The sequence below is a fragment of the Mitsuaria sp. MSU3D genome (assembly GCF_056867975.1).
In genome coordinates, this window is sequence record NZ_CP200314.1 from 1,064,649 (window position 1) to 1,089,975 (window position 25,327).

General features: G+C 69.0%; 24 protein-coding genes. 13 read left to right on the forward strand and 11 right to left on the reverse strand.

Annotated features, from left to right (window positions below; genetic code table 11):
• Positions 1-50 precede the first annotated feature (50 nt).
• A complete protein-coding gene (locus AC1VNM_RS04810; protein ID WP_377155529.1) occupies positions 51-551 on the forward strand; it encodes an FxDxF family PEP-CTERM protein in 501 nt (166 codons plus the stop codon).
• Between the two features lie 125 nt (positions 552-676).
• Here the strand turns inward: AC1VNM_RS04810 and AC1VNM_RS04815 are convergent, their stop codons facing one another.
• From AC1VNM_RS04815 to AC1VNM_RS04835, 5 genes are all read right to left on the reverse strand, one after another.
• A complete protein-coding gene (locus AC1VNM_RS04815; RefSeq protein ID WP_377155528.1) occupies positions 677-988 on the reverse strand; it encodes a DUF3325 domain-containing protein in 312 nt (103 codons plus the stop codon).
• Entirely contained in the window at positions 981-2,666 is a 1,686-nt protein-coding gene (locus AC1VNM_RS04820) for a PepSY-associated TM helix domain-containing protein (RefSeq protein WP_483106063.1), read from the reverse strand. Before AC1VNM_RS04820 ends, AC1VNM_RS04815 begins: the two co-directional genes overlap by 8 nt.
• Positions 2,667-2,683: 17 nt before the next feature.
• Positions 2,684-3,010, reverse strand: coding sequence for an iron uptake protein (locus AC1VNM_RS04825; protein ID WP_377155526.1), 327 nt, complete (start codon positions 3,008-3,010; stop codon positions 2,684-2,686).
• 173 nt (positions 3,011-3,183) lie between these two features.
• Positions 3,184-4,224: a quinone-dependent dihydroorotate dehydrogenase gene (locus AC1VNM_RS04830; protein WP_483106064.1), complete on the reverse strand. Its 1,041-nt coding sequence runs from the start codon at positions 4,222-4,224 to the stop codon at positions 3,184-3,186.
• A 155-nt stretch (positions 4,225-4,379) separates the two neighbouring features.
• Positions 4,380-5,330 carry a LysR family transcriptional regulator gene (locus tag AC1VNM_RS04835; protein ID WP_483106065.1) on the reverse strand — a complete coding sequence of 317 codons (951 nt, stop codon included), beginning with the start codon at positions 5,328-5,330 and terminating at the stop codon, positions 4,380-4,382.
• 115 nt (positions 5,331-5,445) lie between these two features.
• On the opposite strand from AC1VNM_RS04835, the gene AC1VNM_RS04840 reads away from it, so the two are divergent.
• From AC1VNM_RS04840 to rpiA, 5 genes are all read left to right on the forward strand, one after another.
• Entirely contained in the window at positions 5,446-6,420 is a 975-nt protein-coding gene (locus AC1VNM_RS04840) for a DMT family transporter (RefSeq protein WP_483106066.1), read from the forward strand.
• A 52-nt stretch (positions 6,421-6,472) separates the two neighbouring features.
• A complete protein-coding gene (locus tag AC1VNM_RS04845; RefSeq protein ID WP_377155521.1) occupies positions 6,473-7,615 on the forward strand; it encodes a 3-deoxy-7-phosphoheptulonate synthase in 1,143 nt (380 codons plus the stop codon).
• 4 nt (positions 7,616-7,619) lie between these two features.
• Positions 7,620-8,048: a hypothetical protein gene (locus AC1VNM_RS04850; protein WP_377155520.1), complete on the forward strand. Its 429-nt coding sequence runs from the start codon at positions 7,620-7,622 to the stop codon at positions 8,046-8,048.
• 37 nt (positions 8,049-8,085) lie between these two features.
• On the forward strand, positions 8,086-8,559 hold the full coding sequence (locus AC1VNM_RS04855; RefSeq protein WP_483106067.1) for a DUF6152 family protein: 474 nt from the start codon (positions 8,086-8,088) through the stop codon (positions 8,557-8,559).
• Positions 8,560-8,626: 67 nt separating this feature from the next.
• Positions 8,627-9,286, forward strand: coding sequence for a ribose-5-phosphate isomerase RpiA (gene rpiA / locus AC1VNM_RS04860; protein ID WP_377155518.1), 660 nt, complete (start codon positions 8,627-8,629; stop codon positions 9,284-9,286).
• A 66-nt stretch (positions 9,287-9,352) separates the two neighbouring features.
• On the opposite strand, the gene AC1VNM_RS04865 is transcribed toward rpiA, so the two are convergent.
• Positions 9,353-10,903 carry a methyl-accepting chemotaxis protein gene (locus tag AC1VNM_RS04865; RefSeq protein WP_483106068.1) on the reverse strand — a complete coding sequence of 517 codons (1,551 nt, stop codon included), beginning with the start codon at positions 10,901-10,903 and terminating at the stop codon, positions 9,353-9,355.
• A gap of 194 nt (positions 10,904-11,097) precedes the next feature.
• Between AC1VNM_RS04865 and AC1VNM_RS04870 the strand changes: the two genes are divergently transcribed.
• Both AC1VNM_RS04870 and AC1VNM_RS04875 read left to right on the forward strand, forming a co-directional pair.
• Positions 11,098-11,460: a putative quinol monooxygenase gene (locus AC1VNM_RS04870; protein ID WP_483106069.1), complete on the forward strand. Its 363-nt coding sequence runs from the start codon at positions 11,098-11,100 to the stop codon at positions 11,458-11,460.
• Positions 11,461-11,609: 149 nt separating this feature from the next.
• A complete protein-coding gene (locus tag AC1VNM_RS04875; protein WP_483106070.1) occupies positions 11,610-11,990 on the forward strand; it encodes a hypothetical protein in 381 nt (126 codons plus the stop codon).
• A gap of 5 nt (positions 11,991-11,995) precedes the next feature.
• Here AC1VNM_RS04875 and mnmC read toward each other — a convergent pair whose 3' ends face one another.
• Together mnmC and AC1VNM_RS04885 are read right to left on the reverse strand one after the other, a co-directional pair.
• Positions 11,996-13,933 (reverse strand): bifunctional tRNA (5-methylaminomethyl-2-thiouridine)(34)-methyltransferase MnmC2/FAD-dependent 5-carboxymethylaminomethyl-2-thiouridine(34) oxidoreductase MnmC1, encoded by a 1,938-nt coding sequence (mnmC, locus tag AC1VNM_RS04880; RefSeq protein ID WP_483106071.1) that lies wholly within the window; start codon positions 13,931-13,933, stop codon positions 11,996-11,998.
• Positions 13,934-14,044: 111 nt separating this feature from the next.
• Positions 14,045-15,613 (reverse strand): DEAD/DEAH box helicase, encoded by a 1,569-nt coding sequence (locus AC1VNM_RS04885; RefSeq protein WP_377155511.1) that lies wholly within the window; start codon positions 15,611-15,613, stop codon positions 14,045-14,047.
• Between the two features lie 457 nt (positions 15,614-16,070).
• Between AC1VNM_RS04885 and AC1VNM_RS04890 the strand changes: the two genes are divergently transcribed.
• Complete coding sequence (locus AC1VNM_RS04890; protein ID WP_483106072.1) at positions 16,071-16,778, forward strand: winged helix-turn-helix domain-containing protein; 708 nt, start codon at positions 16,071-16,073, stop codon at positions 16,776-16,778.
• A 70-nt stretch (positions 16,779-16,848) separates the two neighbouring features.
• On the opposite strand, the gene AC1VNM_RS04895 is transcribed toward AC1VNM_RS04890, so the two are convergent.
• Positions 16,849-18,495: an ABC transporter substrate-binding protein gene (locus AC1VNM_RS04895; protein WP_483106073.1), complete on the reverse strand. Its 1,647-nt coding sequence runs from the start codon at positions 18,493-18,495 to the stop codon at positions 16,849-16,851.
• 187 nt (positions 18,496-18,682) lie between these two features.
• On the opposite strand from AC1VNM_RS04895, the gene ettA reads away from it, so the two are divergent.
• The 4 genes from ettA (at position 18,683) to AC1VNM_RS04915 (ending at position 23,478) form a co-directional block, all read left to right on the forward strand.
• Positions 18,683-20,347, forward strand: a complete 1,665-nt coding sequence (ettA, locus tag AC1VNM_RS04900) for an energy-dependent translational throttle protein EttA (RefSeq protein ID WP_483106074.1) — start codon at positions 18,683-18,685, stop codon at positions 20,345-20,347.
• Positions 20,348-20,545: 198 nt separating this feature from the next.
• Entirely contained in the window at positions 20,546-21,133 is a 588-nt protein-coding gene (locus tag AC1VNM_RS04905) for a Spy/CpxP family protein refolding chaperone (protein WP_377155507.1), read from the forward strand.
• 94 nt (positions 21,134-21,227) lie between these two features.
• Positions 21,228-21,941 (forward strand): response regulator, encoded by a 714-nt coding sequence (locus tag AC1VNM_RS04910; RefSeq protein WP_483109242.1) that lies wholly within the window; start codon positions 21,228-21,230, stop codon positions 21,939-21,941.
• Between the two features lie 13 nt (positions 21,942-21,954).
• Positions 21,955-23,478, forward strand: a complete 1,524-nt coding sequence (locus AC1VNM_RS04915) for a sensor histidine kinase (RefSeq protein ID WP_483106075.1) — start codon at positions 21,955-21,957, stop codon at positions 23,476-23,478.
• 3 nt (positions 23,479-23,481) lie between these two features.
• On the opposite strand, the gene AC1VNM_RS04920 is transcribed toward AC1VNM_RS04915, so the two are convergent.
• Positions 23,482-24,870 carry an MATE family efflux transporter gene (locus AC1VNM_RS04920; RefSeq protein WP_377155505.1) on the reverse strand — a complete coding sequence of 463 codons (1,389 nt, stop codon included), beginning with the start codon at positions 24,868-24,870 and terminating at the stop codon, positions 23,482-23,484.
• Positions 24,867-25,322 carry a DUF3717 domain-containing protein gene (locus tag AC1VNM_RS04925; protein WP_377155504.1) on the reverse strand — a complete coding sequence of 152 codons (456 nt, stop codon included), beginning with the start codon at positions 25,320-25,322 and terminating at the stop codon, positions 24,867-24,869. Before AC1VNM_RS04925 ends, AC1VNM_RS04920 begins: the two co-directional genes overlap by 4 nt.
• Positions 25,323-25,327 lie beyond the last annotated feature (5 nt).

Sequence of the window (25,327 nt, forward strand, 5' to 3'; positions counted from 1 at the left end):
TGCAGTGCAAACTCCGTCACGAATCAACTCGACTGACGGGATCGGCAGCCATGAAATTGAAGTCTCTCGTGCTGGCGCTGGGCGCCGCGCTGATCGGTGGCGCCGCGGGCGCCGCGACCCTGGATCCGGTGTTTGTCACGCCGACGGTGACCCCGAGCGGCAACAGCTTTTCGGACGTGGTCCTCGGATCCTTCACCCTGACGCAGGCCTCGGACGTCACCGGCTCGGTGCTGGCCGCGACCACCATCAGCTTCGGCAACGGCTTCACGGTGCCGCTGCAGTCGGTGAGCTTCAGCTTCGCGGGCCTGAACGGGCTGACCGACCTGGATGCGAGCGCGGCTGGCTTCCATTACGCCAACCTGGCCGCCGGTACCTATCAGCTCCTCGCCAGCGGCACGCTGGGCGGTGCCGGCTTCGGTGGCATCGCGGTGCTGTCGACGACGGTCAACGTCGCCGCGGCGGCTGCCGTGCCGGAGCCCGCGACCTACGCGCTGATGCTGGCCGGTATCGCCGGCATCGGCTTCGCGGCGCGTCGTCGTCGCCAGGACTGATCGGCATCCGGGCCGCGGGTTGCGGCCACTGCCTCGACGGCCGCGTGAGCGGCCGTTCTTCATTCGGCCGCCCACGCGGCCGTTCTTCATTCGGCCGCTCACGCGGCCGTTTGTCTTTCAGCCGCTCAACGCGGCCACAGCGCCTTCAGCCATCGCGGGCGCCACGACAGCGTGGCCGCGATGGCCGCTGCCGAGCCCGCCAGCAGCATCAGCCAGACCAGCGCGGCCATCGACGGGTGATCCGCCTGCAGGCACAGGCCGAGCGACAGCGCCAGTGCGAGCACGCCGGCCGCGCGGAGATTCCGGACGGTGGCCGCCGTCGGCGCGGCTTCGCCGTGGACCTGCTCCCAGTGGGTGTCCATCGCCAACGCCAGCCAGCCGAAGCCCAGCACGGCGTTCACGGCGGCAGCGCTCAACAGCACAACGGGCTCAGCCATGACGGACTCCCGCGGTCTTGAGGGCGGACGGCGAGGCAGGCTCCGGCGACGCTGAACGCCTGGCCCTTTGCGCCAGCTTGCTGGCGGCGAACAGGGCGATGGCGGCCATCGCGATCAGGCTCAGGTCCGCGCCGGCCACCGGCCAGTAGCCGGCCGACAGTGTCTTGCCGAGGTGGTCGCCCGTCGTGACCGCATTCGCGATGACCGCCGACGCCGCGCCCAAGGCGATCGCCCAGCATTGCTCGCGCCAGGCCGGATTCATGCGCGCCTGCGCGACCGCGCCGCCGCGGAGGAAGGCATGCGCCATCGTCAGCGCCCAGGTGCTCCAGAACACGTTGCGCTCCCACGCGCCCTTGTCGGCGAGCGACTCCGGCAGCAGGCGGTTGGCGATCAGCATGGCCATCGTCGCGACCAGCATGCCGGTGACAGTCGTCACCGCCAGCGCGTCGACGATGCGGCTGCCCTGTCCGCCGGCCTTCGCGTGCTGCTGCTTGCGCTTCTCCACGAAGAACAGGAAACCCGTCGCGATGCACACGCAGCCCAGCAGGCCGCCCAGCACGTAGAGCCAGCGCAGCAGCCAATGCCGGAAGTGCTGCAGGTGCAGCCCGGTGAGGAACTCGTTGACGCTGTCGACGGCGGTGCGCGGCGGATCCTCGCGCAGCAGCTCGCCGGTGGTCCCCTTGAAGTGGATGCCTTCGCCGGTCAGCGCGACGCGGTCGGTGCCGGCGCGATACACGCTCACATAGGCGTTGGCATCGCCGACGTGCTGCACGTTGACGAAGCCCACGTCGCCTGCCATGCCCTTGGCCGCCCAGCGACGCTGCGCCTCGGCCACCATCGCGTCCACCGAGGCCAGCGGCGCCGCGGTGCCGGCGCGCTCGTGCGGCAGGCCGGTCTCCTGTGCCTCCACGCGTTCATGGAGGTCGTGCAGGTCATGCAGCTGTGTGTGGGCGACCGGGAAATAGATGCCCGCGAAGATCACCAGCCCCGTGAACGCGAAGAAGAAATGGAAGGGCAGCGCCACGACGCCGGTGAGGTTGTGCAGGTCCAGCGCGCTGCGCTGCACGGTCTTGTTGCGACGGAAGGTGAAGAACTCGCGGAAGATCTTGCGGTGCATCACCACGCCGCTGACCAGCGCCGCCAGCATCATCAGCGCCGAGAAGCCGACGATCCAGTAGCCCAGGTCCTTCCACGTGACGTGCAGGCTGTAGTGCAGCGGATAGAAGAACTCGCTGCCGATGCGCAGCTGACCCTGCGGCAGCACAGCGCCATTGCGCGGATCGAGCGCATGGACCGCGAAGACGGTCTCGTCCGGATCCTTCGCGTTCGGGACCTTGAAGCCGGCAAACACCGACACCACCGGATCGCGGTGGGTCGTGTACGCGCCCCAGCTGCTGACGACGTCGAAGCGCCCGGGCAGCGGTCCGTTGACGCGGCCTTCGAGCAGCGCGACGGTCTCCTTGGCCGGCTGCATCTTCTCGAAGGCGGGCTTGAGGATCTGGTCGAAGGACGGCATCGGCTGCGGCTCGAAGCGCGAGGACGGGATCGCCCAGCGGTCGATCTCGCGGTCGAAGACAGACAGCGCGCCGAAGAAGAACACCACCATCAGCACGAAGCCCAGCACCAGGCCGAACCAGGTGTGCAGCCAGGCCATCGACAGCCGGAAATTCTGGAACACGGTCCGATCCTTTCGCGTCAGGCGAGCAGCGCGCGCTGGATCAGCGCGGCTGCCCCGGTCATGACGCCGCCGCCGGCCAGCAGCACCGCCCAGCACAGGCCGACGCGGCGTGCCGCGAAGGTCCAGAGGAACACCACCAGGAAGAGCAGCACGCCCAGGATCGCGCTCAGGTGCTCGGCGTCGTGGAAGGGCATGCCCAGCGCATAGAGCCCGCTGTGCGCGATCGCGATGAAGCCCCAGCAGAACGCGTAGCCGCCGAGGATCGCCGCGCCGATGCGGGAGAGAAGGGCGAGCGGAGGTCGTCGGCCAGTGCCTCGAGCGGGGCGGGTAGCGGCATCAATCATGAGCGGGCAGGCATCGGGGAGATGTGAATGCGAGGCATTATCGTCTCGGCAATGGCCCAACCGAATGAAGTTCTAGCTCTCACCAGCAGGTCTTTGCTGGATGCGCCAACGAAAAAGCGCTCCCTCGGGAGCGCTTTGTCTGGCAGGTGGGACGTGGATCGACGAGTGCGGGGTCAGAGCCGCGCCATCGCCTTCGCGCACTCGGGCACCAGCGCCGGGCCCTTGTAGATCAGGCCGGTATAGAGCTGGACCAGATCCGCGCCGGCCTGCAGCTTGGCCCGCGCATCCTCGCCGCCGAGAACGCCGCCGACGCCGATGATCGGATAGCCGCTGCCCAGCGCCGCGCGCAGCAGGCGGATCACCCGGTTGCTGGCCTCGAAGACCGGCGCGCCGGACAGGCCGCCGGTCTCGTTCGCGTGCGGCAGGCCCTGCACGGCCTCGCGCGAGATGGTCGTGTTGGTCGCGATGACGCCGTCGATGCCGTGGCGCTTCAGGCTAGCGGCGATGACGGCGACCTGCTCCTCGTCGAGGTCCGGCGCGATCTTCACGAACAGCGGGACTTGCCGCCCGCTCTCGTCCTGCAGCGCCAGCCGACGCGCCTGCAGCGGACCGAGCAGCGCATCCAGCGCCTCGTCGCTCTGCAACTGGCGCAGGTTCTTGGTGTTGGGGCTGGAGATGTTGACGGTGATGTAGTCGGCATGCGGGAACACGCCCTCCAGACCGATCAGGTAGTCGTCGACGGCACGCTCGATCGGCGTCGCGGCGTTCTTGCCGATGTTCAGGCCGAGCAGCCCGCCATGGTGACGGAAGCTGTGCGAGCGCTTGACGTTGGCGATGAACGCGTCCAGCCCCTCGTTGTTGAAGCCCAGGCGGTTGATCAGCGCCTGCTTGGCCGGCAGACGGAACATGCGCGGCTTGTCGTTGCCGGGCTGCGCCTTGGGCGTGACGGTGCCGACCTCGATGAAGCCGAAGCCCATCGCGCCGAGGCCGTCGATGCAGCGCCCGTTCTTGTCGAGGCCGGCGGCCAGGCCGATGCGGTTGGGGAAGCGCAGTCCGGCGACGGTCACCGGATCGGACACCCGCGTCTGCGCCCAGGCGCATTGGGCGGGGGTGTTCTGCAGACGGGCGATGCTGCCCAGGGTCAGTTCGTGCGCGTGTTCGGGATCCAGACCGAACAGGAAGGGACGGGCGAAGCCGTAGGGGATGAGAGTCATGATGGGGGCGGATTGTCTCATCGCCCTTCGCGCGACCCTGGCCGCGCCTACTCCTGGCGTGCGAACGGTGATGGGGGACTCCCCCTGGCCCGTTCGGGCCGGGGCCTGGCGGAGCCTTCGGGGCGGCTCCCGCCGCGGGCCCGCCGGCGCTGGTGTCAGGTGGGTTCCGCGCGATCCCATGGCGCCACGTCGCCGAACCGTTCGACACAGAAATCGATCAGCGCGCGCACCTTCGGACTCGGAAAGCGGCTCGGCAGGTAGACCGCGTAGAGCACGTTGGCCTCGGCCGGACCGCCCAGCGGCGTCCAGTCCGGGAGCAGGGCGGTCAGGCGGCCCTCGCGCAGGTCGCGACCGATCGCGTAGGTGGGCAGCACCGCCAGGCCCATGCCGGCCAGCGCCGCCACCCGCAGCGACTCGCTGCTGTTGGCCGTGAGGCCGCTCTCGAAGCGCAGAGCCCCGGAGATCTCGACCTCCGACTCCCCCTCGGCGGCATGGCGGAAGCGCCAGCGCTCCGGCGCGTGCAGGTAGCCGAAGCGCAGGCAGCGGTGGCCGGCCAGGTCCGCGACCGCCGTCGGCGTGCCATGCCTGGCGAGGTAGTCCGGCGACGCACACAGCACGAAACGGATGTCGGCCAGCTTGCGCGCGACAAGCCCGGGACTCGGACGCCCCGTCAGTCGCATCACGACGTCGAAGCCTTCCTCGGCCAGGTCGACATAGCGGTCGTTGAGGCCGAGCACGATCTGCAGCTGCGGGTGCAGCGCGCAGAACTCCGCCATCAGCGCGGTGAATTGCAGGTTGCCGAAGGCGGTCGAGGTGCTCAGCCGCAGCACGCCGCGCGGCTGTTCGCGCTGGCCGGCGAGTTCCGCATCGAGCGCCTGCGCCTCCTCGATCAGGCGCTGGGCACGCTCGTAGACGCTGCGCCCCTCGGCGGTGGGGCTGATGCTGCGGGTGGTCCGGTGCAGCAGCCGCGTGCCGAGCTGCTGTTCCAGCCGCGCGACCTGCTTGCTGACGGCGGACTTGGTCGCGCCCAGCAGCTTGGCCGCGCCCGAAAAGCTGCGTGCGTCCACGACGCGGGCAAAGGCTTGCAGGTCTTCCAGGCGGCCCATGACGGTCCCTTGATTGTTCTCGATTTGGAAACTCTAAAACGAATCGCTGATGGATTGTGTCCAGGGGATTCCATTTCTAGAGTTCGTCTCATCGACGTTCACCTGGGAGTTCGCCATGACGACCTCAACCCTCACCACTGCCACGCCGCATTCATCGCAGTCGCCCCCGGCGTCGCGCCGGCTTCCACGGCTGGGTGGCGGCACGCGACCCGCCCGTCTCGGCGCCCTGGTGGCGCTGAGCCTGCCGGCGCTGTTCATCCTGCTGTGGAGCACGGGTTACGTCGCCGGCAAGCTGGCGCTGCCGCACGCGGGACCGTTCACGCTGCTGGCGCTGCGCTTCGGGCTGGCGGCGGTGGTGCTGCTGGCCGTGTCGGTCGCGACGCGCGCACCGTGGCCGAAGACGGCGCGGGCCTGGATCCACCTCGGCGTCGTCGGCCTGCTGATGCAGGTGCTGCATTTCTCCGGCGTCTACTGCGCGATCGCGTGGGGTCTGCCGACCGGCGTGGCCGCGCTGCTGATCGGGATGATGCCGCTGGCCACCGCGATGGGCGCCCACCTGTGGCTGGCCGAACGGATGAGCGCCGGCCAGTGGCTGGGCATGCTCGGCGGCGCGGCTGGCGTGGCGCTGGTGATCGTCGACCGGCCGCTGGGCGGTGGGGCGTGGATGGCCTACGGCGCGGGGCTGCTCGGGCTGGCCGGCCTGGTCGCCGGCACGCTGTACCAGAAGCGCTTCTGCGCCGGCATGGACCTGCGCACCGGCAGCGGCATCCAGATGACGGTCTCCGCGCTCACCGTACTGGCGCTGGCCTGGTGGCGCGAACCCGGGATGCCGGACTGGAGTCCGGAATTGATCGGCTCGACGCTGTGGCTGGGGCTGGTGAACTCGATCGGCGCGTTCAGCCTGATGTTCGTGATGATCCGGCGCGGCCAGGCCGGCGCGGTGGCCAAGCTCTTCTACCTGATCCCCGGCGTGTCGGCGCTGATGGGCATGGGGCTGCTCGGCGAGCACTTCGGCGCGCTGGCCCTGGCGGGCTTCGTCGTGTCGGCGGCCTCGGTGGGACTGGCCTCGATGTCTCGGGCGGGCGGATAATCGGCGGTTCAATTTCGCGTATCGACGCCCGAGAGGGCGCAGCGCCGCCGCCATGAAGCACCTCGACCACCCGCAGCACGATCGCGAGATCGGTTCCGCCGATTCCACCCGCGACGACACCCGCACCGACGACACCCGCATCGATGCGGTCCGCCCGCTGATCTCGCCGGCGCTGCTGCTCGACGAGCTGCCGCTGCCGGAGGCCTCGCTGAAGGTCGTCGAGACCGCGCGCCGCGAGATCAGCGACGTGCTGCACGGCCGCGACGACCGGCTGCTGTGCATCGTCGGGCCGTGCTCCATCCACGACCATGGCCAGGCGATGGACTACGCCCGGCTGCTGAAGGACCTGCGCGGCGAGCTCGAGCAGGATCTGCTGATCGTGATGCGCGTGTACTTCGAGAAGCCGCGCACGACGGTGGGGTGGAAGGGCTACATCAACGACCCGCACCTGGACGGCAGCTTCCACATGAACGAAGGCCTGCGGCTGGCGCGCCAGCTGCTGCTGGACGTGACGGCGCTGGGCCTGCCCGCGGGCACCGAGTTCCTGGACCTGCTGTCGCCGCAGTACATCTCGGACCTGATCGCCTGGGGCGCGATCGGCGCGCGCACCACCGAGAGCCAGAGCCACCGCCAGCTGGCGTCGGGCCTGTCCTGCCCGGTGGGTTTCAAGAACGGCACGGACGGCTCGGTGAAGATCGCCGCCGACGCGGTGCTGGCGGCGCGCGCGAGCCACGCCTTCATGGGCATGACGAAGATGGGCCTGGCCGCGATCTTCGAGACCCGCGGCAACGACGACTGCCACCTGATCCTGCGCGGCGGCAAGGCGCCGAACTACGACGCGGCGTCGGTACAGGCGGCGGCCGAGGTGCTGAAGGCCGCGGGGCTGCGCGAGCAGTTGATGATCGACTTCTCTCACGCGAACTCGTCGAAGAAGTACGAGCGCCAGATCGACGTCGGCCACGATGTCGGCGCGCAGATCGCCGGCGGCGATGCGCGCATCACCGGCGTGATGGTCGAGTCCCACCTGCAGCCAGGTCGCCAGGACCTGCTGGCCGGCCAGACCAAGGCCGACCTGCTGCCGGGCGTGTCGATCACCGACGCCTGCCTGGGTTGGAGCCAGACCGAGCCGCTGATGCGCTCGCTGGCGGCCGCGGTGCGTGAACGTCGAGAGCGTCGCGAGCGTCGCGTGGCCTGAGCGCATGTGGCGCACGATGACGACGCTGGTGGCCCATCCGTGGGCTTACCCAGCGTTCTCGGTCGTGCACCTGATCGGGCTGGGCGCGCTGTTCGGTGGGCTGCTGGTCTTCGAGCTAAGGACGCTGGGTCTGCGGCGCGAGCTGGATCCGTCGTCGCTGGCCCGGCTGGCGATTCCCGCGGCCTTGGCGGGCTTCGCGCTGTGCGCGGTGTCCGGCGCGGCGATGTTCGCGATCCAGCCCCAGGAGCTGTGGGTCAATCCGGCGTTGCGGATCAAGGTCGCGCTGATCGCGCTGGCGGGCCTGAACGCCGCGTGGTTCCACTGGCGCGGCGGCGTCCGCGCGCAGGACCGGCTCGGGCGCTGGCAATGCCTGCTGTCGTTGGGGATTTGGGTCGCTGTCATCATCTGCGGGCGCTGGATCGCGTTCGTCTGACTTCCCACCCGCCGGCGCGTCTTTCAAGGAGGCTTCGATGGAACGTCGTCTGTTGCTGGCCGCGCTCGCGGCCGCGCCCCTAATGCCCGCCACCGTCCGCGCCCATCACGGGTGGAGCGGCTTCGACCAGGATCGCCCGTTGTATCTCGAAGGCAAGGCGCTCAAGGTCGCCTGGCGCAACCCGCATGCGGAACTGGACCTCGAGGTGCCGGAGCGGCTGGTGTTGCCGGCGGACCTGAAGCAGCGGACGCTGCCCAAGCAGACGACCGCCGTCGATGGCCAGGCGCTGCTCGCGAAGACGCAGGTGCCGACGCGGCGCGACCGGCGCTGGGAGGTCGAACTCGCGCCGCTGACGCGGCTGGAGGCCTGGAAGGTCGAGGAGATCAGGCCCGGCACCGACGTGTCGGTGATCGGCTTCGCCGCCCGGGGCGAGCAGGGCGAGGCGGTGCTGCGGGCGGAGTACCTGTTCGTCGGCGGGAAGGTGTACGGACTGAGGTCGTCGCCGGCGTGAGCGGCGGAGATAATCCCGCCTTTCCTCTCCCGCCATCAACGACGAGCCTTCGCTCGATCCCTTCGCCATGACCCAAGACGAATTGAAGACCCTGGTCGGCCAGGCCGCATTGCAGTACGTGACGCCTGACACGGTGGTGGGCGTGGGCACCGGATCGACGGTGGACAAGTTCATCGACGCGCTGGCCGCCAGCGCGATCCGCATCTCGGGCGCGGTGTCGAGCTCGGTGCGCAGCACCGAGCGGATGAAGGCGCTGGGCATCCCGGTGCTGGACGCGTCGGAGGTCGAGTCGCTGCAGGTCTACATCGACGGCGCCGACGAGATCGACCGCCAGGGGCACATGGTCAAGGGCGGCGGTGCGGCGCTGACGCGCGAGAAGATCGTGGCCGATCTGGCGAAGACCTTCGTCTGCATCGCCGACGAGAGCAAGCTGGTCGACGTGCTGGGCGGCTTCCCGCTGCCGGTCGAGGTGATCCCGATGGCCGCCGCGCAGATCGCGCGCCGTTTCCGGGCGATGGGCGCGGAACCGGTGCTGCGCAAGGACTGCGTGACGGACAACAGCTGCCAGATCCTGGACGTCAAGGGCCTGAAGATCACGGACCCGGCCGCGTTCGAGGCCGAGGTCACCCAGTGGCCCGGCGTGGTCACCGTCGGCGTCTTCGCCCGCAACAAGGCGGGCGTGTGCCTGCTCGGGACGGCGCAGGGCGTGAAGACGATGACGTTCTGAGCGAACGCCGGAGGAAATGACGTCGGGGCCCCGCGGGGCCCCGATCTTCTTCTGCTCCCCGAGCGCTCAGCGCAGCCGGAACACCGAGATCGCGGTGGCCAGCCGTTGCGACTGCTCCTTGAGGCTCTCGGCCGCCGCCGCCGATTCCTCGACCAACGCCGCGTTCTGTTGCGTCATCTGGTCCAGCTGGCCGATGGCCGCGTTGACCTGGTTGATGCCGTCGCTCTGCTCACGCGACGCGGCGCTGATCTCGCCGATGATGTCGGCCACGCGCTGCACGCTGGCCACGATCTCGGTCATCGCGCCGCCGGCGTCTTCCACCAGGCGCGAGCCCGACTCGACGCGCTCGACGCTGGCGCCGATCAGCGTCTTGATCTCCTTGGCCGCCTCGGCGCTGCGCTGTGCGAGCGAACGCACCTCGCTCGCCACCACCGCGAAACCGCGGCCCTGTTCGCCGGCGCGCGCCGCTTCCACGGCCGCGTTCAGCGCGAGGATGTTGGTCTGGAACGCAATGCCGTCGATGGTGCCGATGATGTCGGCGATGCGGCGCGAGCTGTTGCTGATGTCGCCCATGGTGCTCACCACCTGACTCATCACCGAGCCGCCGCGTTGCGCCGTCTCCGCTGCCGAGCTCGACAGCTGGTTGGCCGTCATCGCCGAATCCGCCGTCTGGCGCACCGTGCCCGTCAGCTGCGTCATCGACGCGGCAACTTCCTGCAGGTTGGAGGCCGTCTGTTCGGTGCGCGCGCTCAGGTCGTGGTTGCCGGTGGCGATCTCCGCGCTGGCGGTGCCGATGCTCTCGGCCGAGCCGCGCACGTCGCCGATCAGCTTCAGCAATTGCGATTGCATGCCGCCCAGCGAGCCGAGCAGTTGGCCCGTTTCATCACGGCCGCCTTGAGGCACGCGCTGCGTCAGGTCGAAATGGGCGATGGCGTCCGCCACTTCGGCGGCACCACGCAGCGGGCCAGTGATCGAACGCGTCAGCGTCACCGCGAACCACACGCCGAGCGCCAGCGCGACCAGCGAGAACACCAGCAGCGCGGTCCGCGCCCGGCTGTTGGTCGCGTCGAGCTGCTTGGCGGCGTCGTCCAGCAAGCTGCGCTTGTGCTGCACGATGGCCTGGATCGCTTCCTGGAACTTCGCCGCGGCCGGCTGGAATTCGCGGTCGAAGACCTCGCGCGACTTGTCCGCGTCACCGGCCTTCTTGGCGGCGGCCACTGCGTCGCGGGTGCTCAGGTAACCCTTGCGGGCCTCGCTGAGCGTCTCGAACATCTTGCGTTCCTCGGGCGTGACCATGTAGCCGTCGAGCTGCTTCTGCAGTTCGCCCGACTGCTTGGTCGATTCGGCCGAGGTGGCGGCGAAGAACTGGGCCAGGCTGGGGTCCGCGCTGACCGCGATCGCGCTGGTGCGGTTCACACCATTGGTGATGTTGCGGTACCAGTCGGACGCGACACGTTCGGCGGCCAGGTCCTGGTTGAGCATCACGTCGGTCTCGGCGGCCACGCGGCCCAGGGCCAGGTAGCTCAGGCCCGAGCCCACGAAGGCGATCAGCAGCACCAGGCCCAGCACCACGCCGAGCCGCTGGCCGATCGATCGGCCCGCCACGAGATGAATCATGAATGTGTCTCCCGAGATATTGAATCCGCTTGGATCCGTTTGGATTCGTATGTCTGCGCCCATGCGGGCGCGCGACGCCTTGACGGCACCTTCGCTTCATATCGACGCGTACGTGAAGAAACTTAAATGGTTCGACGGTGGGTCGCCGGACAATGCGCCATCCGTCACGACCCCGTCCAGCACCGATGTCCGCCATGTCCGACACGACTCTCCCGACCGCCGAGCGCGGCAGCTTCCTGCAGGTGATCGCGCATTACCACGTCAAGCCGGGTCTGGGCGACCAGGTCGGCGCGCTGCTCGTCGAACTGACCGAGGCCACGCGCCGCGAGGCCAAGAACCTGGCGTATGCGTTCTACCGCTCGCCGCAGGATCCGGACCGCTACGTGATCCTCGAGCAGTACACCGATGCGAGCGGCCTGGACGAGCACCGGGCCTCCGAGCATTTCCAGCGGCTGGGCTTCGGCACGATCATCCCGATGCTGGTGTCGCGCGAGGTGACGAGCTACGTCGTGCGCGTGGGCGCCGACGGCAAGCCGGTGGACGCCGTCAAGGCCTGACCCCCCGAAATGACGAGAGGTGTTGACGCCGCGCAAGGGGAGGTCGAATCCCCCGCCGCTTCCCCCGAAAGTTGAATCCGCAACTTCTCTCGCAGTGGCAGAGTAATGGCCATGGATGGGCGACGCCCGTCGTCGCGATGGGGAAGTTCATGCAGTTCAATGAAGAAGGACAGCGCGCAAGCGCGATGGGCGGAAACGCCGAACTGGCGCTGCAGGTGCAGATGCTGAAGACGCGCTTGGATGTGGTGTTGCCGACCCTGGCGACGCGAGAGCAGCTGCAGCAGGAGGTGGGCGCGCTCCGCGGGGAGATCGGCACGGTGCGTGCCGAGATCGGCAGCCTCCGGTCGGAAATGCATCAGGCGTTCACCAACCTGCTGAAGTGGGGCGTCGGCGTCGCGTTGACGTCGATCGTGGCTGCGGCGGCCGTCGTGACGGCCATGGCGCCGATGCTCCAGCTCTCGCCGCGCGGTCGGGATGTCCTGGCATTGGCGATGGTGGCCGACAAGGCGCAAGACCTGCAGCGCGAGTAGGCGCTCTACGTCGTGGCCCGGTGCGCCTTGGCGGCAAAGCGGGCTGGATCGAGCGCGTCCGCGAGGCTCGATTCCACCGGCCACGGCGCGCCAGTCAACTGCGCGGCGACGAGTTCGGCGCACAGCGCCGCCCATGTGATCCCACGCGAGGCGAGGGCGCCCAGCACCATCAAGCCGGGCTGGCGCGGCCAGAAGCGCGCCTGCTCGGCGCGGCGCTCGGGCATGGCGGCCGGCAGCGCGCCCACGATCGGAAGCCGGTCCGGCACCAGGCTGCGCCAGCCCACACGGCCCGCGAGGGGCATGTCATCGGGGAGCGCGGCCGACGGTAGCAACGAACGCAACCGACCCATGTTCTGTGAGTGGTCCGACGCACGCAGCGTGGGGTCCATGTCGCCGCCATCGGTGCTCGCGCCGAAGCACAGCGTGCCGTCGGGGAGAGTGAGCGCGTAGCCCAGTCCCGCCACCGGCATCGCCAGCATCGGCGGGGACAGGTCTTGCGGCATGAGGCTCAATTGCCCGCGCTGCGCCACCCATGGCCACGACGGGCCGGCCGTCCATGCGGAGGCCAGCGGAGCGCTTCCGATGCCGCCACACAGCACCACGGCATCCGCGGTCGCGATGGATTCGCCGACGATGTCCAGCGCGGCCCAGCGACCGCTGGCGTCGTCACGATGCAGTCGTTCGACCGGCGTGTTCAAACGCAACTGGAAGCCGTCGGATCGCGCCGCTTCATCCAGCCACGCCGTCACGAGCGCCGGCGGCGACACCGCGCCTCCCCCTGCGAAGAACCATGCGGGTTGGGTCAATGCAAGGCCTGCCTTCGCTCCCGCTTCCTCGGCGCTCAGGGCCTGCGCATAGTCGGCGGGGAGCCCGCTGCGCGCCAACAGCGCCTGCATCGATGCCAGCGCCTGGGGATCGCGCTCGACGCGCAGCAGTCCCCATTGCAGCCAGGGCAGGGCGGGCGCGATGCGGCGCAGTTCGCGCTCCGTGGCGAGCGCCGCGGCGCGGCTGAAGCGGGCATGCGGACCGTCCTCGGCGTGGAGCGTGCCGTGGAACAGTCCGCCTGGATTGCCGGAGGCCTGCGCCGCGGTCGTTGCGCCGCCTTCGAGCACCGTGACTCGCAAGCCTTCCCGCGCCAGCACGCGCGCGCAGGCGGCGCCCGCCAGCCCGGCGCCGATGATCAGCACGTCCTTGGCCTGCGGCGCGACGGCCGTCCGGCCCGGCGGCACCGGCGCCCGATGGCGGGGAGCGAAACGCGCCACGGTCGTTTGCCACTTGCCGCCGGTGCCCGGTCGCTTCCGGACCTCGAAGCCCGCCGCCGTCAATCCGTCGCGCACGCCGCGGGCGACGCTCCAGGTCGCCGCCGTGGCGCCCGGCGCGGCCAGCCGGCCGACCTGCTTCAAGATGGCGTCGTCCCACAGTTCGGGGTTCTTCGCCGGCGCGAAGCCATCGAGGAAGAACGCATCCACCGACGCCACCAGCTCCGGCATCCAATCGTGCGCGTCGCCGAACGCCAGCATCAGCCGGACGCGGCCTTCGTCGAAGTCCAGCGTGTGCAGGTTGGGCGTGAGTGCCGGCCAGGCCTCGAGCAACTGGCGCGCCAGCGCAGGCTCTGGCGACGCCGCATGAGCGCGCTCGAGGTCGTCCTGCGTCAGCGGATGCTTCTCGATGCTGAGGAAGACCAGCCGCTCGCAACGCGCCGGGTCCTCGCGCCACGCGGCCCAGGTGGCGAGGAAGTTGTTGCCCAGGCCGAAGCCCGTTTCAAGCACGACGAAGTGCCGTCGACCCGCCCACCGTTCCGGCATCTCGTTGCCGTCGAGGAAGACCTGCCGCGCCTGCGCGAACGCGCCGAAAGGGGCGTGGTAGAGATCGCCGAAGTCGGGCGCGTTCGGGATGGCGCCGGAGAAATCGACGCGGGCCGGAAGGATGGGCGCGGTCTTCATGGGGACGGGGAGTGGCCGCGAGTATGCCCAATGCGGTCTCGCACGGCGGCACGGAGGCGGAAACGACAACGGCGCCGGTGAGGGCGCCGTTGCATCACGGAAGGTCCGGGATCAGGAGTTCGACTTCGGACGCGTCAGTGCCGCGCCTGCCGGACGGTTGCCCTGGCTGCCGTGACGGCTGCCCTGACCCTGGCCTTGACCTTGGCCCTGAGCTTGGCGCTGACCGCCTTGACCTTGTGCCTGACGCTGACCTTGACCCTGGCCGCCTTGGCCTTGTCCCTGGCGCTGACCTTGCGGCTGGCCGCCGGCTCTCTGGCCGCCGCCTTGCGCACCCTGCGCCGGACGGCCCTGGCCTTGACCGCCGCCCTGCGGACGGCCGCCCTGGCCCTGCGAGCGGCCACCGCCGCCACCGCCACCGCCGCGACGGCCACCACCACCACCGCCGCCACCCGCCGGACGCGGCGAGCCCGAGGACTTGCCCAGCCCGCCGTTCAGCACCATGCGGCCCAGCACGATGGGTTCGGGCTTGGCGTTCGGGTCCGGCTCGAAGCCCGGCACGACCTCGCGCGGGATCTCGCGCTTGATCAGCTTCTGGATCTCGCGCAGGAAGCCTTCCTCGTCGACGCACACCAGCGACAGGGCCTCGCCCTGCGCGCCCGCGCGGCCGGTGCGGCCGATGCGGTGCACGTAATCTTCGGCGACGTTCGGCAGCTCGTAGTTGATGACGTGGGGCAACTGGTCGATGTCGATGCCGCGCGCGGCGATGTCGGTCGCGACCAGGACCTTCAGGTCGCCGCTCTTGAACTCGGCCAGCGCCTTCGTGCGGGCGCCCTGGCTCTTGTTGCCGTGGATCGCCATCGCGGTGATGCCCGACTTGTCCAGGTACTCGGCCAGACGGTTCGCGCCGTGCTTCATCCGCGTGAACACGAGCACCTGGTGCCAGTCGTTCTTCGTGATCAGATGGGCGAGCAGTTCCTTCTTCTTGTCGCGGTCGACCGGGTGGATGCGCTGCGCGATCGTGTCGGCCGTCGCGTTGCGGCGCGCCACCTCGATCAGGCCCGGCTTGTCCAGCAGGCGGTCGGCCAGCGCCTTGATCTCATCGCTGAAGGTCGCGGAGAAGAGCAGGCTCTGCTTCTTCGCCGGCAGCAGCGCGAGCACCTTCTTGATGTCGTGGATGAAGCCCATGTCCAGCATGCGGTCGGCTTCGTCCAGCACCAGGATCTCGACCTTGGACAGGTCCAGCGTGCCTTGCTGTGCGTGGTCCAGCAGACGGCCCGGCGTCGCCACCAGGATGTCCACGCCCTTGCGCAGCTGGCTGATCTGCGGATTCATGCCGACGCCGCCGAACATGACCATGCTGGTCAGCGGCAGGTACTTGCCGTAGGTGCGCACGCTTTCCTCGACCTGGGCGGCCAGCTCGCGGGTCGGCGTCAGCACCAGCGCGCGGATCGCGACGCGGCCCTTGGCGTCACGGACGGGCTTGCTGGCGGACAGGCGCTCCAGCAGGGGAAGCGTGAAACCGGCGGTCTTGCCGGTACCGGTCTGGGCGCCGGCCAGCAGGTCGCCGCCGGTCAGGACGGCGGGGATCGCCTGGCTCTGGATGGGGGTGGGGGTCGAGTAGCCGGCATCGGCGATCGCGCGGAGCAGGGGCTGGGAGAGCCCCAATGCGTCAAAACTCATAAGCTGCTTTGTTGGTGCCCGAACGGGCTTTGTGTGCAGCACGCCGGCCCGGTGAGGGCTGGCGCCAGTCTTCGGCTGCCGTGGGAGAGCGTGAGCTCAAAAGATAAAGCCGCGGCAAGACTGAGCCGCGGCGATGGGGGCATTGTAGCTGACGGGGTCTGTCACCCCTGTGAGCAATTGGTTCGGTCGACGAGCCTCGCCCCATTCCTCTCCCTCGATGCCGAAGAGGGGGAAGAAGAGGGAACGCGTGCACCGCAAGGGCGCAAATACGGCGATCCGGACAGCTTCCAGCAAGCTCGGTGACAGGCCTCACTCAGGCAAGCGTGTCGGTGTCCGCAGCCGTGTTTCAGTGCGGTAAACCGTGGGTAAAAAGGGCGGTGAGGCCCGTCCTGATCGGCGTTCAAACGGGATTGCGGCGGCATAGTCTTGCGCCAATGTGTCCACTTGTCCCATCGTCATGAGCGCCCTGTTTCCCGATCCTGCCGCCGGCACCCATCTGCTGCTGCTGGACCCCGACCCGCATGCGCGCCTGCGATTCGCCGGCCTGATACGGGCCTGGGGCTTCCGCGTCACCGACAGCGCGGAGGCGGCCCTGCTGGACCGCGTGCCGCTGCTGCCGGTGGACCTCGCCCTCATCGATCCCAGCGACGCCCGCGAGGCCGGCTGGGGCGCGCTGACCCGATTGAGACAGCGCTCGCGGATGCCGGTGATCGTGCTGCTGCAGCACGACAGCACGCTGGAACGCGTCCTCGCCCTGGAGCGCGGCGCGGACGCGGTGCTCCCCAAGGACGGGGAACCGCGCGAACTGCAGGCCCGCATCAAGGCGTTGCTGCGACCCCGCGAGGGCGATGCGGCCGAGGTGCTGATGTTCGGCCGCTTCAAGCTGGAGCCGATGACGCGTCGACTGTCCGGACCGGGGGGCTTCTGCGTGGTGCTGTCACAGAGCGAATACAAGCTGCTGCGCGCCTTCCTGGAACGTCCGCACAGCGTGCTGCAACGCCAGGAGCTGCTGCACCTGGCGCGCGGCGACGGCGTCACGGCGCTGGAGCGCTCGGTGGACCTGATGGTGTCGAGGCTGCGACAGAAACTGAACGACGATCCGAGCTCGCCGCTGATTCGCACGGTGCGCGGCATCGGGTATCTGTTCGATCCGCCGTTGCGCTGATGCACGAATGCGGCCGCTGGCCCTCACCCCGACCCTCTTCCGCAAGCGGGGAGAGGGAGTTCGATCTGCCTTACTTCGGGGCGACTGAGGCCCAGCGCAGTTCGAACCAGTTGTCGGGACGGTGGACCACCGTCACGTTGGCGCGGGTCGCCCACGGGATCATCTGGCGGTGCAGCGGGATCAGGTGCGTCTGCGCGCGGAACTCGCGCAGCGCGGCCTTGATCAGTTCCTCGCGCTTCTTCGGATCGGCTTCCTCGCTGGACGCGGCGGCGAGCTGATCGAACTTGTCGTCCCGCCAGTTGCCGAAGTTGTACTGGCCGACCGACTTCTCGCCGCGGTTGCGCATCAACGGCGTCATCGCGACCTCCGCGTCGGTGATGCTGCCGCCCCAGCCGTACATGTAGAGGCTGGTGTCGAGCTTCTCCAGCTTGGGGAACATCAGCACGCGCGGCTGCGCGTTCACGCTGACCTTGACCTTGAGCTGCGCCCACATCGAGGCCAGCGCCAGACAGATGCGCTCGTCATTGATGTAGCGGTTGTTGGTGCAATCGAGCGTGACCTCGAAGCCGTTGGCATAACCGGCGTCGGCCATCAGCTTGCGCGCCGCGGCCAGGTCGAAGGGCAGGCGCGTTTCCAGCTGCGGATCGTTGAACGCGCCCAGCGGCGACGGCGTCAGCCCGCCGGTGGGCAGGCTCAGGCCGTTCATCAGCTTGGTGCGCATCGCGTTGATGTCGATCGCCTGGTACAGCGCCTGCCGCACGCGCAGGTCCTTGAACGGGTTCTTGTCGCCGGGCACCTTGCCGTAGAGCAGCTTGTCGCGCGACTGGTCCATGCCGATGAAGACGATGCGGTTCTCCGGGCCTTCCTGGACCTTGACCTGCGGCGTCTGCTTGAGCTTCGGGATGTCGCGCGGCGACGGGTCGAGCACGAAGTCGATCTCGCCCGACACCAGCGCGGCCAGCCGGGTCGCGTCGTTGGCGATCGGCGTGTAGACGGCGTCCTGCACGTTGCCGTCGAACTTGCCCCACCAGGCCGGATTGCGCTTGAAGGTCGTGCGGATGCCGGGCTCGCGGGCCACCATCGCGTACGGCCCGGTGCCGTTCGAATGCGTGGCGGCGTAGGTCTCCTGCTTGTCCTTGAAGTTCTGCGGCTTGACGACGTTGTGCTGCTCGCACCATTTGCGGCTCATGATGAACAGCGTGTCCAGGTGCTGCAGGAAGATCGGATTGACCTTGTCGAGCTGGAACTCGACCGTGTGGTCGTCGATCTTCTTCGGCGTGCCGACGGCCTGCGCGTAGACGCTGATCTGCGAATACGGATCCTTGGCCCGGTTGATCGAGAACACGACGTCGTCCGCCGTGAACGGCGTGCCGTCCTGGAACTTCACGCCCTGGCGCAGCTTCAGCCGCCACAGCGTGGGCTTGAGCTGCGTCCATTCGGTGGCAAGACCCGGCACCAGGTTGAGGTTGCGGTCGCGCGAGACCAGGCGCTCGTAGACCTGGCCGTTCATCGCGTTGGTGACGATCTCGTTCTGCGAATGCGGATCGGCCGTCTGCATGTCGCCCTGGCTGGCCCAGCGCAGGGTCTGCGCGTGCGCGGCGCCCAGGAGCCCCAGGCTCAGGGCGATCGTGAGCGGCCAGGCGCCCAGGGCGGCCGATGTGCGCGAACGAACCGGGATGGCGCGCAAGATGGAACGCGAGATGGAACGGAACAGCATGGTGGTCATCTCTGAGGGAACGGGCAGGGCGGTCGAGTTTAGGGGCACCGGCGGAAGCTGCGACAATGCACGACTATTGCCCGGGCGCCCCGCCGCCCACGCAGGCTCCGGCCCCACTGTCGCACCCGCTGCTGCAGGCGGCCCCAGGGCTCCAGGTCAACCCACGAAACGCTGAAGAACCATCGCCATGGCTCAATACGTCTTTTCGATGAACCGCGTCAACAAGACGGTTCCTCCGAAGCGCCACATCCTCAAGAACGTCTCGCTGTCCTTCTTCCCCGGCGCCAAGATCGGCGTGCTCGGCCTGAACGGCTCGGGCAAGTCCACGCTGCTGAAGATCATGGCCGGCGTCGACAAGGAGATCGAGGGCGAAGCCGTCCCGATGCCCGGCATCAAGATCGGCTATCTGGAGCAGGAGCCGCAGCTGAATCCGGACCAGACCGTGCGCGAAGCGGTCGAGGAAGGCATCGGCGGCGTGCTGGCCGCCAAGAAGCGCCTGGACGAGGTCTATGCCGCCTACGCCGAAGAGAACGCCGACTTCGACGCGCTGGCCGCCGAGCAGGGCGAACTGGAGGCGATCATCGCCGCCGCCGGCTCCGAGAACACCGACCTGCAGCTGGAACTGGCCGCCGACGCGCTGAACCTGCCGCCGTGGGACGCCAACATCGGCGTGCTGTCCGGCGGCGAGAAGCGCCGCGTGGCGCTGTGCCGCCTGCTGCTGTCCAAGCCCGACATGCTGCTGCTGGACGAACCGACCAACCACTTGGACGCCGAATCGGTCGAGTGGCTGGAGCAGTTCCTGCAGCGCTTCCCCGGCACCGTGGTGGCGATCACCCATGATCGCTACTTCCTGGACAACGCCGCCGAGTGGATCCTGGAACTGGACCGCGGCCACGGCATTCCCTGGAAGGGCAACTACTCTGACTGGCTGGACCAGAAGGAACGCCGCCTGGAGCAGGAACAGAAGACCGAGGACGCCCGCGCCAAGGCGATGAAGGAAGAACTGAAGTGGGTGCGCTCGAACGCGAAGGGCCGCCAGGCCAAGAGCAAGGCGCGTCTGGCCCGCTTCGAGGAACTGAGCGACGTCGAATACCAGAAGCGCAACGAGACCAACGAGATCTTCATCCCCGTGGCCGAGCGCCTGGGCAATGAGGTGATCGAGTTCGAAGGCGTGACCAAGTCCTTCGGCGACCGCGTCCTGATCGACAACCTGTCGTTCAAGGTCCCGGCGGGCGCGATCGTCGGCATCATCGGCCCGAACGGCGCCGGCAAGTCGACGCTGTTCCGCATGATCCAGGGCGTGGAGCAGCCGGACAGCGGCACGGTGAAGATTGGCAAGACGGCCAAGCTGGCCTTCGTCGACCAGAGCCGCCAGAGCCTGGACGCCAACAAGACCGTGTGGGAGGACGTCTCCGGCGGTCTGGACAACATCATCGTCGGCAAGTTCGTGATGCCGTCGCGCGCCTACATCGGCCGCTTCAACTTCAAGGGCAACGACCAGCAGAAGATGGTCGGCCAGTTGTCCGGCGGTGAACGCGGCCGCCTGCACCTGGCCAAGACCCTGGCCCAGGGCGGCAACGTGCTGATGCTCGACGAACCGTCGAACGACCTGGACGTCGAAACCCTGCGCGCGCTGGAAGAAGCGCTGCTGGAGTTCGCCGGCTCGGCGATGGTGATCTCCCACGATCGCTGGTTCCTGGACCGCATCTGCACGCACATCCTGGCCTGCGAGGGCGACTCGCAGTGGTTCTTCTTCGACGGCAACTTCCACGAGTACGAAGCTGACAAGAAGAAGCGCCTCGGCGAAGAAGGTGCGCGACCGAAGCGCGTGCGCTTCAAACCGATCACCTGATTTCCAAGGCTCTCAGCCGCCAGGCCCGCCCTCCGAGGCAGGCCTTGCCAGGCGCCCGCGATGTCTCGATTTCAAGAGGCACCGCGGGCGTTTTTCATTGGCGCTGATTCATTTCACGAATCTTTACGGCGCGCCCACGGCCAATTGACGCGCGCCCTCGACCATTTCCTCACCCCAGAACGATTTGGAGATCCCGAGATGGTCAAGAGCTTCTCCCGCCCCCTCAAGATGCTGGCCCTGGCCGCGACGATGAGCGTGGCCGCCCTGGCGGCGCACGCCCAGACAGCACCTGGCGACGCGCCGCCGCCGCCGCCGCACGGCATGCATCGCGGTGGCCCCGATTTCGGCGGCCCCGGCTTCGGCCCCATGGGCCCGATGCACGGCAAGCTGCTGAAGGACGCCGGCGTCACCGATGCGCAGCGGGCCCAGATCAAGCAGATCTTCGACGCCGCGCACAAGGACCTGAAGACGCAACGCGACACCGAGCGTCAGCTGCACGAGCGCATGCAGGCGCTGTTCACCGCGCCGACCGTCGACGCCAACGCCGTCGAGCAGGTGCGCCAGCAGATGCACGCCGCGCATGACGTCGAGTCCAAGCGCATCACGCTGGCCATGATCGACGCGTCGCGTGTCCTGACCCCCGAGCAGCGCGCCAAGATCGCCCAGTTGAAGGACCAGCAGCGCGAGAAGATGAAGGAGCGCATGAAGGACCGCGCCGAGCGCGCCAAGGAACGCCGCGGCGCCAACGAGGCCAACCCGGTCCCGAAGCCTTTCACTGACCGCTGAACGAACGAGGCCGGCTATGCTTCAGTCTTTCGATGAGTCCGCGGCGCGCGGCCTGGCCGATCCGGCCCGGTCGGTGGCTGCACCGCAACGCCCGATGAACCCACGACTGCTCCTGATCGACGACGACGCCCGGCTCACCGCGATGCTGGGCGACTACCTCAGCAACGCCGGCTTCGACGTCAGCTTTGCCGGTTCGCTGGCGCAGGGCCGCACCGAGCTCGAGGCCGGCCAGTTCGAACTGCTGGTCCTGGACCTGATGCTGCCCGACGGCGATGGCCTCGAGTTCTGCCGCCAACTGCGCAGCGACAAGCGCTGGCGCCGCCTGCCGGTGCTGATGCTGTCGGCACGCGGCGAGCCGATGGATCGCATCCTCGGCCTGGAGCTGGGCGCGGACGATTACCTGCCCAAACCCTTCGAGCCCCGTGAGCTGCAGGCCCGCGTGAAGGCGCTGCTGCGCCGCACCGAGCCCCAGGCGATGGGCGACGAGGTGCTGCGCTTCGGCCGCCTGGAGATCGACCTGGCGGCGAGACAGGTGCGCCTGGACGGCAATGCCTGCGACCTGACGAGCCACCAGTTCGACCTGCTGGTCGTGCTGGCGCAGAGCCCGGGCCGGGTGCTGTCGCGCGACCAGATCATGGACGCGCTCAAGGGCCACCCGCTGGAGGCCTTCGACCGCTCGATCGACGTGCACATCTCCCGCATCCGTTCGGTCATCGAGGACGACGCCAAGAACCCGCGCCGCGTGCTCACGGTGCGCGGTGCCGGTTACGTGTTCGCACGCAAGCAGGACGCCGAAGGCCTGGAATGAAGGCTGCGACGCAGTGAAGGCGCTGTACCTGCGCATCTACATCACCGTCGTGGTGGTGTTGCTGGCATTTGCGCTGGGCTCGGCGTGGCTCTTCCAGGGCCGCATCGAGCAGGAGCGCGGGACCTTCGAGCAGGCCGCCTCGGAGCGGCTGGTGGCGCTCGCGGTGCTGGTGCAGCGCGCGCTGCCGCCGGTCACGGCGTCGACCGACGAGCAGGCCGACGCCGTCGAGGACTGGGGTCAGCGCCTGCGGATGGCGCTGGCGCTGGAGGATTCGCGCGGACGCCGCATCGGCGCCTCGCCGCTGTTCGAGCGCCGCGAGGACCTGCCCGGTTCGCGCGTGCAGCGCGTGCCGCTGGACGACGGGCGGCACCTGCTGTTCCTGCGCCTGGCCCGCCCGCCGGGCGCATCTGGGCCGACCGGCCAGGACAAGCTCGAAGCCGACGCGCGTGCCGCGAGCGGTCCGCACCGGATGCAGCGCGAGCGCCGCGATCCGTTCGTCGATGGCCCGCCGCCGAACGACGTGCGCAGTCCCATCCGCCGCGAGCCGCGGCCCGAAGTCGAGCAGATGCGCCAGCGCATGCTGGACCGTTTGGAGCAACAGCGTCGCGAGGACGCGGCGAACGGCTCCTGGCTGCCCGGTTGGATCCCCCGCCCGAGCGGCGAAGCCCTGGCCGTGCTGCTGGCGGTGCTGTTCGTGGCCGTGGCCGTCGGGGCCTATCCGGTCGTGCGCCGGCTGACGCGTCGGCTCGAATCGCTGAAGTCCGGGGTCGAGCAGTTCGGCTCCGGCGATCTGAGTTTCCGCGTGCAGGACAACGGCAAGGACGAAGTCGCCGCGCTCGCGACCAGCTTCAACCTCGCCGCCGAACGGATCGAGGCTTTGCTGAGATCGCAGAAGAGCCTGCTCGCCAACGCGAGCCATGAACTCCGCTCGCCGCTGGCGCGGCTGAAGATGGCGTTCTCGATGCTGGACGACGCGTCGCCAGCCCAGCGCGCGCGCCTGGGGCAGGAGATCAACACCAACATCGTGGAGCTGGACGCGCTCGTCGAAGAGGTGCTGCTGGCGAGCCGGCTGGAAGGCGGCGCGCAGTCGCTGCGGCTGGAGCCGGTGGACCTGCTGGCGATCGCCGCCGAATCGGCCGCGCTGGGTGACGCCGAGCTCGAGATCGAGACCGGCATCGCCCGCCTGCCGCTGAACGGCGACGACCGCCTGCTGCGACGCGCGCTGCGCAACCTGCTCGAGAACGCACGCCGCTACGGCGGGCCGGTCGTCGAGCTCAAGGTGCGCCGCGCCGGGCAGGATCGCGTCGAGTTGCAGGTCTGCGACCGCGGTCCGGGCGTGCCCGAGCCGATGCGCGAGCGGATCTTCGAGGCCTTCTTCCGTCTGCCCGGCCATGCCGAGGTGTCGGGCGGCGTGGGACTCGGCCTGAGCCTGGTGAAGCAGATCGCGACGGCCCACCAGGGCACGGTGCGATGCGATGCCCGCGAGGGCGGCGGCAGCTGCTTCGTGATCACATTGCCGCTGAACGCGGCTGGCTGACGCTCAACGCCCGATCTCCCGGCGATGAACGAGGGCCAGCAGGACGCCGAGCCCGATCGCGGCGGCGGCAAGTCCGACTGAGGCAGCGCTCCAGAACCCCATCGCGCCCTGCATGATCGCGGGCAACGCGACGGCATGGTCGCCGAAGACCAGCCAGTAGCCGCCGCCCAGGCCGAGCCCCCAGATCGCGAACGCGTAGATGAGCATCGGCGCCGTCGCGATGTGATGGGCGCGCAGCACGAAGGCGGCCACGGTCTGGCCGGCGTCGGACACGTGGAAGAGCCACAACCAGCCCAGCAGGGGCAGCGCGGCGGCGATGACGGCGGCATTGCTGGTGTAAAGGCCCAGCACCTGCTCCCGCAGCGAGAAGACCACGCCGCCGAGCACGAACGCGATCGCCAGCGCGATCTCCAATCCATGCCAGCCGAGCCGGCGCGCCGCCGCATAGTCGCGCGCGCCCATGGCCTGCGCCACGAGCGTGCTGCAGGCGTTCGCCTGCGACAGCGGCAGCATGAACATCATCGCCACGAGGTTGGCGCAGAGCTGGTGCCCCGCCACCGGCGTCGTGCCCAGCCGCGCGATGAAGATCGCCATGAAGGTGAAGCCGGTCACCTCGATCAGCACGGACGCGCCCATGGGCACGCCCAGCTTCAGCAGCCGCATCAACGTGTCCTTGCGTGGGCGATGCAGCCCGGTCCGAGCGAAGCCGAACGCGGCATAGAACGGATCGCGACGCAGCACGGCCAGTGCGATCAGCAGCTGACTCCACATCACGATTGCCGTCGCGATCGCGCAGCCGACCGCGCCCAGCGGTGGCACGTGCAGCGGCCCCAGCGTGAATCCGCCGATCAGCAGCGCGCTGGCCGGGAACTTCAAGAGCAGTCCGCCGATCTGCAACGCCATCACCGCCTTCGGTCGCGACACCGCCGTGTTGAATCCGCGGTAGGCGGTGAACAGCAAGGCCGCGGGCAGCGCGATGCCCAGCATGCGCAGGTAGTCGCGGATCTTTGCGGCGATCTCGGGACTGACCTGCGAGATCGCGAGGAAGGGCTGCGGGAACCACAGGATCAATTCGCCGATCACCGTGAGCGCCAGCGCGAGCCACGCGGCCTGATGCAGGCTGTCGCCGGCTTCGGCCATGCGCTTCGCGCCGAAGAGCTGCCCGGCCACCGGCGAGATCGCCAGCACCACGCCCATCAATCCCACGAACACCGACGTGTAGACGGCCGAGCCAACCGCGAGGGCCGCGAGGTCGATGGCGGAGTGGCGGGCGACGAGCAGCGTGTCGATCGTCGAATACGCCAGCACTGCGAGTTGCCCGATGAACACGGGCCACGCGAGCGGCAGGATCTGGCGCAGGCTCGCGAGGCGGCCGTGGAGCGCAGCGCTCAAGCGGGATCCTTGTCGGCGGCCGCTTGAGCGTCGGCGCCGGCGGCGTTGCGCCGCTCGATCGCCCGCTCCGCATAGCGGTTGAAGCGCCACGCCGTGCCTTCGATCGTGATCCGCCGCCAGGTGGCGCGTTTCTCTCCGGGCGTCAGCACCGGCCAGTTCTGGACCTCGTCGAAGCTGCGTCCGCAGCCCTTGCAGAGTTCGTCGCCCTGGCTGGTCGAACAGATCGCGATGCAGGGCGCGTCCGGCGTGGTGTCGTACCAGCGCGTCCAGGCCGCGAGCGCGCGCGGCGGCATCGAGTCCTCGTCGCACTCGGTCTCGTGATGGAAGACCATCAGCGCATAGACCTCCGCCAGCGCGCGCAGCTCGGGACCCAGCGTCACGCCGTCGCCCGGCGAGCGCTGTCGCCACCAGTTGATGGCGGACTCGATGTCGGTGATGTGGATGCCGGCCATCTGTG

Excerpts from the sequence above, each read along its gene's own strand:
- AC1VNM_RS04810 (WP_377155529.1), top strand. The coding sequence starts at position 51 with ATGAAATTGAAGTCTCTCGTGCTGGCGCTGGGCGCCGCGCTGATCGGT.
- AC1VNM_RS04815 (WP_377155528.1), bottom strand. The coding sequence starts at position 988 with ATGGCTGAGCCCGTTGTGCTGTTGAGCGCTGCCGCCGTGAACGCCGTG.
- AC1VNM_RS04825 (WP_377155526.1), bottom strand. The coding sequence starts at position 3,010 with ATGATTGATGCCGCTACCCGCCCCGCTCGAGGCACTGGCCGACGACCT.
- AC1VNM_RS04830 (WP_483106064.1), bottom strand. The coding sequence starts at position 4,224 with ATGACTCTCATCCCCTACGGCTTCGCCCGTCCCTTCCTGTTCGGTCTG.
- AC1VNM_RS04835 (WP_483106065.1), bottom strand. The coding sequence starts at position 5,330 with ATGGGCCGCCTGGAAGACCTGCAAGCCTTTGCCCGCGTCGTGGACGCA.
- AC1VNM_RS04840 (WP_483106066.1), top strand. The coding sequence starts at position 5,446 with ATGACGACCTCAACCCTCACCACTGCCACGCCGCATTCATCGCAGTCG.
- AC1VNM_RS04845 (WP_377155521.1), top strand. The coding sequence starts at position 6,473 with ATGAAGCACCTCGACCACCCGCAGCACGATCGCGAGATCGGTTCCGCC.
- AC1VNM_RS04850 (WP_377155520.1), top strand. The coding sequence starts at position 7,620 with ATGTGGCGCACGATGACGACGCTGGTGGCCCATCCGTGGGCTTACCCA.
- AC1VNM_RS04855 (WP_483106067.1), top strand. The coding sequence starts at position 8,086 with ATGGAACGTCGTCTGTTGCTGGCCGCGCTCGCGGCCGCGCCCCTAATG.
- rpiA (WP_377155518.1), top strand. The coding sequence starts at position 8,627 with ATGACCCAAGACGAATTGAAGACCCTGGTCGGCCAGGCCGCATTGCAG.
- AC1VNM_RS04865 (WP_483106068.1), bottom strand. The coding sequence starts at position 10,903 with ATGATTCATCTCGTGGCGGGCCGATCGATCGGCCAGCGGCTCGGCGTG.
- AC1VNM_RS04870 (WP_483106069.1), top strand. The coding sequence starts at position 11,098 with ATGTCCGACACGACTCTCCCGACCGCCGAGCGCGGCAGCTTCCTGCAG.
- AC1VNM_RS04875 (WP_483106070.1), top strand. The coding sequence starts at position 11,610 with ATGCAGTTCAATGAAGAAGGACAGCGCGCAAGCGCGATGGGCGGAAAC.
- mnmC (WP_483106071.1), bottom strand. The coding sequence starts at position 13,933 with ATGAAGACCGCGCCCATCCTTCCGGCCCGCGTCGATTTCTCCGGCGCC.
- AC1VNM_RS04885 (WP_377155511.1), bottom strand. The coding sequence starts at position 15,613 with ATGAGTTTTGACGCATTGGGGCTCTCCCAGCCCCTGCTCCGCGCGATC.
- AC1VNM_RS04890 (WP_483106072.1), top strand. The coding sequence starts at position 16,071 with ATGAGCGCCCTGTTTCCCGATCCTGCCGCCGGCACCCATCTGCTGCTG.
- AC1VNM_RS04895 (WP_483106073.1), bottom strand. The coding sequence starts at position 18,495 with ATGCTGTTCCGTTCCATCTCGCGTTCCATCTTGCGCGCCATCCCGGTT.
- ettA (WP_483106074.1), top strand. The coding sequence starts at position 18,683 with ATGGCTCAATACGTCTTTTCGATGAACCGCGTCAACAAGACGGTTCCT.
- AC1VNM_RS04905 (WP_377155507.1), top strand. The coding sequence starts at position 20,546 with ATGGTCAAGAGCTTCTCCCGCCCCCTCAAGATGCTGGCCCTGGCCGCG.
- AC1VNM_RS04910 (WP_483109242.1), top strand. The coding sequence starts at position 21,228 with ATGAACCCACGACTGCTCCTGATCGACGACGACGCCCGGCTCACCGCG.
- AC1VNM_RS04925 (WP_377155504.1), bottom strand. The coding sequence starts at position 25,322 with ATGGCCGGCATCCACATCACCGACATCGAGTCCGCCATCAACTGGTGG.